The 7887-nt window shown below is 43.8% G+C and carries 10 protein-coding genes; all 10 read left to right on the plus strand.

All coding sequences use genetic code 11. The features are described from left to right. Positions 1-321: transposase (locus BM063_RS16875; RefSeq protein WP_218154458.1), on the plus strand; the 321-nt coding region annotated here is incomplete at its 5' end. 556 nt (positions 322-877) lie between these two features. Next, the gene (locus BM063_RS16880; protein WP_092041825.1) at positions 878-1096 is read left to right on the plus strand and encodes a hypothetical protein; all 219 of its coding nucleotides are present in this window, start codon (positions 878-880) and stop codon (positions 1094-1096) included. A gap of 139 nt (positions 1097-1235) precedes the next feature. Beyond that, on the plus strand, positions 1236-1385 hold the full coding sequence (locus BM063_RS17425; protein ID WP_143085419.1) for a VWA domain-containing protein: 150 nt from the start codon (positions 1236-1238) through the stop codon (positions 1383-1385). Positions 1386-1662: 277 nt separating this feature from the next. Then, positions 1663-2271, plus strand: coding sequence for a TatC family protein (locus BM063_RS17430; protein WP_143085420.1), 609 nt, complete (start codon positions 1663-1665; stop codon positions 2269-2271). Between the two features lie 389 nt (positions 2272-2660). Then, complete coding sequence (locus tag BM063_RS16890) at positions 2661-3872, plus strand: vWA domain-containing protein (protein ID WP_143085421.1); 1212 nt, start codon at positions 2661-2663, stop codon at positions 3870-3872. Between the two features lie 321 nt (positions 3873-4193). Then, positions 4194-4847: a hypothetical protein gene (locus BM063_RS16895; protein ID WP_143085422.1), complete on the plus strand. Its 654-nt coding sequence runs from the start codon at positions 4194-4196 to the stop codon at positions 4845-4847. A 41-nt stretch (positions 4848-4888) separates the two neighbouring features. Further along, positions 4889-5278: a hypothetical protein gene (locus tag BM063_RS16900; protein ID WP_143085423.1), complete on the plus strand. Its 390-nt coding sequence runs from the start codon at positions 4889-4891 to the stop codon at positions 5276-5278. Positions 5279-6169: 891 nt separating this feature from the next. Beyond that, on the plus strand, positions 6170-6829 hold the full coding sequence (locus BM063_RS16910) for a hypothetical protein (RefSeq protein ID WP_143085424.1): 660 nt from the start codon (positions 6170-6172) through the stop codon (positions 6827-6829). Between the two features lie 153 nt (positions 6830-6982). Beyond that, positions 6983-7558 carry a hypothetical protein gene (locus BM063_RS16915; protein ID WP_092041841.1) on the plus strand — a complete coding sequence of 192 codons (576 nt, stop codon included), beginning with the start codon at positions 6983-6985 and terminating at the stop codon, positions 7556-7558. A gap of 60 nt (positions 7559-7618) precedes the next feature. Then, positions 7619-7887: helix-turn-helix domain-containing protein (locus BM063_RS16920; RefSeq protein WP_143085404.1), on the plus strand; the 269-nt coding region annotated here is incomplete at its 3' end.

The raw sequence follows: 7887 nt of genomic DNA on the forward strand, positions 1-7887 counted from the left end.
CTGAAGGTGTTGCGTCGCCGTTATCATCGGAGTGAGCGGTTGTACATTGTGCTGGACAACTTTTCCCCTCACCACCATAAGAAAGTCAAGACTTGGGCCCGTGAAAACAACGTGGAGTTGATCTATACGCCGACATATGCATCTTGGTTAAACCGGATTGAATGTCATTTTGGCCCGCTTCGCAAGTTCGTTTTCGAAGGAAGCAATTATTCATCTCATGATGAATTGGCTAAAGCCATCCAAGCATACATCCGTTGGCGCAACAAAAACAAACATCACGAAGCCATCTTAAAAGAACAAAACAAGATCAAGGTTGCCTGAAGGGGCACTAGAAAATAGGAGAGCAGGCTATTTTTTATAGAGGTTTGAAATGGAAACATAATCAGGAATAAACCTGTCATTGGTGAAGTGCATGATGAAATAAGAGATGTCTCCGGACATCCAACAACCTTGGCTTCATTAGAGCTTCCTAAGTGACGATCGAACTTCGTCTCCGGATGTATCCCAACGAGAAAAGATAAAACCCAGGAATCGTGAGATTGTGGAGGATGCGCTAAAGACATTTTATAAAAGGGAATAGAGACATAATGAAATTTCAATAGACTATCTCCGTGTTCGAAAATTCCGGGTAATGCTTATGCAGATTTGAGAGAAAAAGGATCGTTGATTTGGCGGTCATTTTTTGTGAGACGTTACGGTCTATGACCCGATAATTTTTAGAGCCAACTTCCAAGCAAGAATGAATATTGTTGATTTGGGTGTAAAGTTCTATTGACCATAAGGGATCAGCGGGTATAATTTTCGATAACAGGGTTTGGATTGATATGCAATTTTTCAAAAGACTGGAGGATGCATGAGGAGAAAGGCGTTCTCATGGATGTTGATCCTCTGTTTGCTTATTAGCAGCGGATGTTCCCTGTTTTCTTCGGTGAAAGCTGCGGACAACTCTGCTTCAACCGAATCTGATAAGGAAGAAGTGAAGCAGGCCGCCACCGATGTCGAAGGGATGCTCCGGAAAGGACCGGGCAAGTACGCCGGGGACAAGTACGACGAGGAGAAAGTGAAGGGGAGCTGGACAAGCTGCCCGACAACCTGACGGCGGATGAAGCCTACAACCATCTGGTGGCTCTCTTGGCCGAGGACTATAAGCCGGAGCTCAAGGTTCTGGAAAATTTTGATCCGACGATCAAAAACGGGGAGGCGTAAGTGTTCCGGAAGGGGAGCTGCCCAAGTAAGTGAACGTGGAGATTCACTTGGATGCCAGCGGGAGCATGGCCGGCCGGGTGAGCGGCGGTGTGAAGATGGACCTGGCCAAGGAGGCAATCCGGAATTTTGCCTCCAACAAATGCCGGGGGTGTGAGAGGGGGATGAAAAGAGTTGATTAAACCGCGCAATTCGGATCCCAAGATTCGGAAAGTCGTTGAACAATACACAAGGGAAGGGGAAAAATGGGAAGTCTTCCCGGCTAAATTTTATATCGACGGATCTTACCGTGAGAGCGGGTGCTTTTGTCATGTTTAAATAATGTACACATCAATTGGCGTAAAGGAGTGGTTTATCATCAGGATCTTAAAAAATGTATTATTGATACTATATTATTCAGTTCCTGTATATTTGAGTCTTGAGGTAATTAATGAATGGGTAGTGGATATACAGGAGTCTTTGACTCGAAAATCCGAATACTTTACTTGGGCACCGACTGGACCTTCATACATTCTTTTATCTGCAACTATATTATTTATTTTATGGGCTATTTTTGGATGGTTCCATTTTTTACTTGCGGTGAAAGATTCAAGAGACATTATACCGGGTTTTATGGCTGCCCTGGTTTTCGCCTTTGGATGTACTTTTACTCTTCCATTTTTTCTATTGTCAACTCCTTTTGCTTTTGATAATTATGTCGCTGCAGATGAGGATGGATTTTATCACGATCCTTTTTTTGGATTTGAAGTTGAAATGTATCCTTGGGAAGAATCTCAAGTGATACTTGGTTATCAATATGATCTGTCTACTAAGATAGGTATAAACTACATTATCAAAAGCCGTGAAAAGGAATATGATTTAGGGGAATCGATGATAAACGAAATGCCCTCTGAAAAACAACTTCAGATGTTAAAGGATGTTGACCGTATTGTCCGTGAAAAAGGCGTACCTTTTACTATTCGTTATCAGATCGGACGGAAGGAGTTGGAGTCTTTGAGGTACGATGCCCGTTTAACACAGGAAGATTTTGAGTTTATAATGCAAATGTTTAGAGTGGAAAATCAGTGAGTCAACTTTTAATAATCGGGTGCAAGTCATTTTCTACGGGCTGCCCTTTATAGGTTAGGGCAGTCTTTTTCTTATTTGGTCGTTTTAAGATACGTTTCCCATCAGTAATTCTTGAAAAGAGGAGGCGATTGGGGGCAGCGGTCCGCTTTTTCATGTACAGGATGATGAAAATTGTATTTTAGGGAATAAGGTTCTGTTGACCGCAAGGGATGAGCAGATATAATCTTCGATGACAGACATTGAATTCCTATGGAGGGTTGCAAAACATTGGGGGGGATGGGCGATGAAACGGGAACTTTTATGCCCTTTGTCTGGTTTTCAGCAGCGGATGTTCCCTGCTTTCCGGAAAGAATTCGGATCAGGCTGATGCGGACAAGGATTTGAATGAAGTGGAGGTGAAACAGGCGGCAACGGATGTCGAAGGGATGCTCCGGGAAGGGCCGGGCAAATACGCAGGAGACAAGTACGACGAGGAAAAGGTGAAGGCAGAACTGGACAAGCTGCCCGACAACCTGACGGCGGATGAAGCTTACAATTACCTGATCCCTCTCCTGGCAGAGGATTATAAACCTCATGTTAAGGTCTACGACAGTCTGGATCCCACCATCAAGACCAACGTTAAAACACCAGATGGTGTCAACGCTCCGGAGGGAGAGCTACCCAAACAGGTAAACGTGGAGATTCTCCTGGATGCCAGCGGGAGTATGGCCGGCCGGGTGAGCGGCGGGGTGAAGATGGACCTGGCCAAGGAGGCGATCCGAGATTTTGTCTCCAAACTGCCGGAGGGCGCTCAAGTGGCCCTCAGGGTTTATGGTCACAAGGGAAGCAATCAGGAGAAGGATAAGGAAATCTCCTGCAAGAGCACGGAGGTGGTTTATCCCCTGGGGGCTTACGACAAAGCTACCTTCCAGAAGTCCCTGGGCAAGTTCCGGCCGACGGGTTGGACTCCCTTGGCCGCGGCGATCGAGCAGGCGAAAAATGATTTGAGCGGAAATACGGGAGAAAACGTGGAGAACATCATTTACGTGGTGAGTGACGGGATCGAGACCTGCGGCGGGGATCCGGTCAAGGCGGCGAAGGAGCTGCATGAGTCGGAGATCCAGGCGATTGTGAACATCATCGGCTTTGATGTGGATAATGAAGGACAGCGGGCTCTGAAGAAGGTGGCGGAAGCGGGTGGAGGAAAATACACCACCGTGAACACCGGCGAGGATCTTAGGAAACATTTGGAAGAAGAATACGATCGATTGCGTGAGGAATGGTACATTTGGGGGTTGGATAGTTCTTGGGATGCCCAAATTCAATGGGGAGATAAATGGGAAGAATTATATAACGCTGAACAGGTTATCCTAGATAAATATACAAGAGAAAGAGATAGAATGTTGGCAGCAAAGGATTATTTGCATTCATCCGGAAAACTGCAAAATGATGATGTTGAAAGCGAGTTGGATGATAAGATTTGGAACCGATCTAATCTAATAAGTGATTACAGTAGGGAAACATATTTGAAGTTGAGCGACATGTTGAGAAAAGCAAGGGATGATGAACAGGAAAGAGTGAAAAAGAAAGCTGAAGAGATGGAAAAGAAGTATGACCAGTAAAAGGATAAATTTTTGTCAAGCAAAAGCTGTGCATGATATCTGCAAGCAAATCCGTTTTACGTTGACGGGCAAGAAATTTGGATTTTTTGACCACGGTTCCATTTCCGTTCCGGTCCACTTCATTGGCGATTAAGGATTCAACATCTATTAAGGGTTTATCTGTCAATGGAAGGGGATAAAGGAGGTCTGAAAAATGATGACTTTCTTTAACCCTTTCTATAATGGCGCCGAGTAACGAACAGGATCAATTGAAGGAGGAAGTTGAAGTTTGGCAGCTGGTTTATCACAAGGTGGGTGGTGGAGGATGCGGGATAATCTTACTTGACGAAATTTCACGGAGGGAATGGGATGGGCATAATCAATATATTCATATCAACGGTTCTCGCTCTGATTTATCCCGGAGCGGGGCAGATCTATAATGGCCAGGCCAAAAAGGGCTTTTGGTTTTTCGGGATCGCAGTCACATTATGGTTCTTGTCTGAAACGATTTTTATACGACCCTGGTTTGAATGGATTATTCTCCTTTTTCATATGTGGGCGGTCATCGACGCGATTGTGGTGGCGATCGGGATCTACCGGGGAAAGAGGGACTTGTCCTTTGTGCGGAATTGGAAGGGGTTTGTGAAAATCGCCATTGTTATCGTGGTTCCCCTTTGTCTGCTGTTGGCGAAGGCAGCTTTGGCCCGGTTTGTGCTTTTTAATTACATCGAGCAAGCAAGCGAGCCCGCGGAGGATTCCGCCAAGGTTCAGAGGGAAATTATGGAATATCTCGAGGACAAATATGGTCAGGAGTTTGAAGCGGTGGGGGAGGTGGAATACAGCCCCATTTCCGGGTATTTCAGCCTTGACGTCAGGCCAAAAGAAAACAAGCGTGTGACTTTTGCTGTATACAAACATTCATATGGGAAAATGAATGACACATATCTCACATCGTTGTGGGATATTCAGTTTCAAGATGAAATCAAGCCCCATTGATAGATGAAATGTACCCGCCCCAGAACCGTTGGGAAATGAAGTTGGACGTTGCTGTGTCAAAATCCTTTTCCGAGAAGATGGATCCCAAAGATATTCCCGACTATCCAGAGGTTCGACAGCAGTATCCAGACGAAACGAGGGCGATAATAAATATGTCTTTGTTTAAGGACATGAATGAGTCCAACAAGGATGAAGAGTTGGAGAAGGTATATCGGTTGATTCAATTTTGCCGGGAAAAAGGGATCAAAAAATATATCATATATATCGTCTATTATGAAGAACGGTTGTTGAAAGAAAAAGGCAGGGACATAGAGGTGGGTCCTGAATATGATGACTATCGTACACACAGAATTTCTGTGACAAATAAGGATGCGGAAACCGTCCGTACGCCGAAGGATCTTGAAAAATACCTTGTTGAGTTTCCGAAGTAACTTACAGACGGGTCGCCCTTATCGAGCGGCCCGTTTGTTTGTTGCAAATTTGAATGAGGTAACGAGGCTTGGAAGGACGTAGCTTCAGACGGGAGAGAGAACATTCAATGCATTATTTTTCTGGGCCCACTGGAGAAGGATAAGCTGGTCCGTTTTAACAGAAATAAGACGTTAAACGGCCGTCTGAGGGAAGTATTGGTTCTGCCAGAATGACGCCATTTTAGATATTTATATTTGGAAGGATCGCCGAACCTTGGTGATGCTTTTTCTTTTTTTTACATATAGAGTTCTATTGACCTTAATAGATGAGCAGATATAATCTTCGATGACAGGCTTTGAAGTCCTATGGAAGGTAAAAGATTGGGGGAGGCAATGAAGCAGGGGCTTTTATGGATGCTAATCCTTTGCCTGGTTTTCGTCAGCGGGTGTTCTCTGCTTTCGGGGAAGAATGCGGATCAGACTGATGAGGACAAGGAATCGGATGAAGTGGAGGTGAAGCAGGCCGCCACCGATGTGGAAGGGATGCTCCGGGAGGCTCGTTTGACGCCGATTACCTATACTCGTATAGCACAAGCCCCAATTCTAGATTTATGTTTCCAAAACTAAACCCAAAAACATTGATTTCAATCGATTCTTGGCTCCCGTTTTTGTTATTATCCTCAGTTTAATGATGGAGAAAACAACCTAAGGAGAGTTGTATTTTATGAAAGATTATTTTAAGTTTGACACAACCCCGGTAAATCCAAATCCACCGATTCCCAAAGAAATAGAAAGAGCCGCAGTACAATATAAAAAAGACGGTGAAATGGAATCGGTCGGACCCTTTAAAGTTGTAACATCAAACCAATATTATTATCACTGTAATTACTTTGACAAAAAAAAGTTGGGCCCGTGGGATATCTAATTATTAGAAGTGATGGAGTTGTTCCATCATACACAGAAGCAAAAAGGCCAAAAGAAATATTCCATGAAATGGAGCTAATACTTCAGAGCTTTATAGGAAATGCACATTTTGCGGGGATTCCAACGATTCCTTTAGAACAGTTAGACAGAAATCTAGAGAAAATACGTAAAAAGCTGGATGAACCTATTCCGTTGGATATCCAACAATCATTTGAAAAGGTGCGAAGCATTCCAAAAACAATAATTGAGAAAACTAAAATGATCCGTTGCACGGTTGTAGAAATTCAAAAGCTATATAAAGAGATGACCGTCCAATATGTAATTTCTGAGGATTTACTAAAGAAAGCGCAGGATCTTCATAACCGTTTAATGGTAAGCCTTTTTTACAGTTTTGATGCTCGGATATCCACTCAACAAGATATAAAAAAATTTCTGGATTATCTTTCGCCGAAGGTATCGATTACGACTCCTTCGTTTCTTTGGAATTACCTACAATTGAAGTTTCTCCTTCCATTCATAACAAAAGTCGAAAATAAATCTCTAGAAAACTTCGAAAGGTTACGAGAAATGATCAATATGGGCATTAAAAAATGGAATGAACAGGTATTTAAAAATGTACACAAGGATTTAAGAAATCCTGATCAATAGTGGCGAGGTTTTCTCATTGGGTGTATTGTAAAATAGAAATCGTCTGAAAGAAAACTGGGCGATTTTTTGTTCTCCTACTGGGAATCCGTTTTTTCCGTCTGTAAAATAACCGTCCCAGGTGTTTTGGAGATGCGGGATTAAGGGGGGCTGGCCATGAGCAAAAAGAAGTTTCCCGATCCGCCTCCAGAAGTGGAGGAAACCGTAAAACAGTATGTACGGAAAGGGGAGGACTACCATATTTTTCGCCCCGCGATAAAGTTTAATGATGTATTATATCATTATTGTAAATTTGCAAAAGGGAAGACACGAAGCGACGGTAATGAAGAACTTAGCGGTTTTCTTATAGTTCGGGATGATGGAGTGGTCCCGCCGAAAACTGAAGAGGTGATATCGATTTTGCGTTTAGGTCTTCATACAAATACTATGACTTTTGATATTGCTGTTACTGGAAGAGAATGGGCCAGTTTGCCGATCCAAATGTGGGAGAAGCTGATGAATTTGTTGAGAAAGGTTGAACAAGCTTTTCAGTCAGAGATGCCCGAAGAGATCCGGGAAGCTTTGAGTGTCTTCAAGGAAACGGCTGAAACGATGAGCAGAGAACAAAAACTCCTTCAGGATGTATCGAAGGCGATGAAACTTGCGGGTGAGGTGACGATTGTAACTCCGGAGATTGGACAGAAGATAGCCGATCATTTTGATGGGTTGCTAGTGCCCCGTCGACTAACTTAGATCGGGAAATTCCGAAGGAAAATGTTACCTCATGGTCGAATGGATTCATAGGTGATCGAAATGATTTTCGTTCGTGACTTGACCACCAAGGAAGGCAATCAATTAAGACATATCATTCGAAAAGGATCCCATCCGGTGAAAGTCCGGCGGGCAATGGTTATTCTGGCATCCGCCCAAAAGATGACCGTCCCAAACATCGCCCGACTGTATCACCTATCCGAGGATCACGTTCGACGGTTGATTCACCGGTTTAATAAGGAAGGGATGAAATCGCTTCACCCCCGTTATGGAGGCGGCCGCCCGCGAACTTTTACGCCGGAACAACGTGC

Source organism: Planifilum fulgidum (genome assembly GCF_900113175.1).
In the GTDB taxonomy this organism is placed as follows: domain Bacteria; phylum Bacillota; class Bacilli; order Thermoactinomycetales; family DSM-44946; genus Planifilum; species Planifilum fulgidum.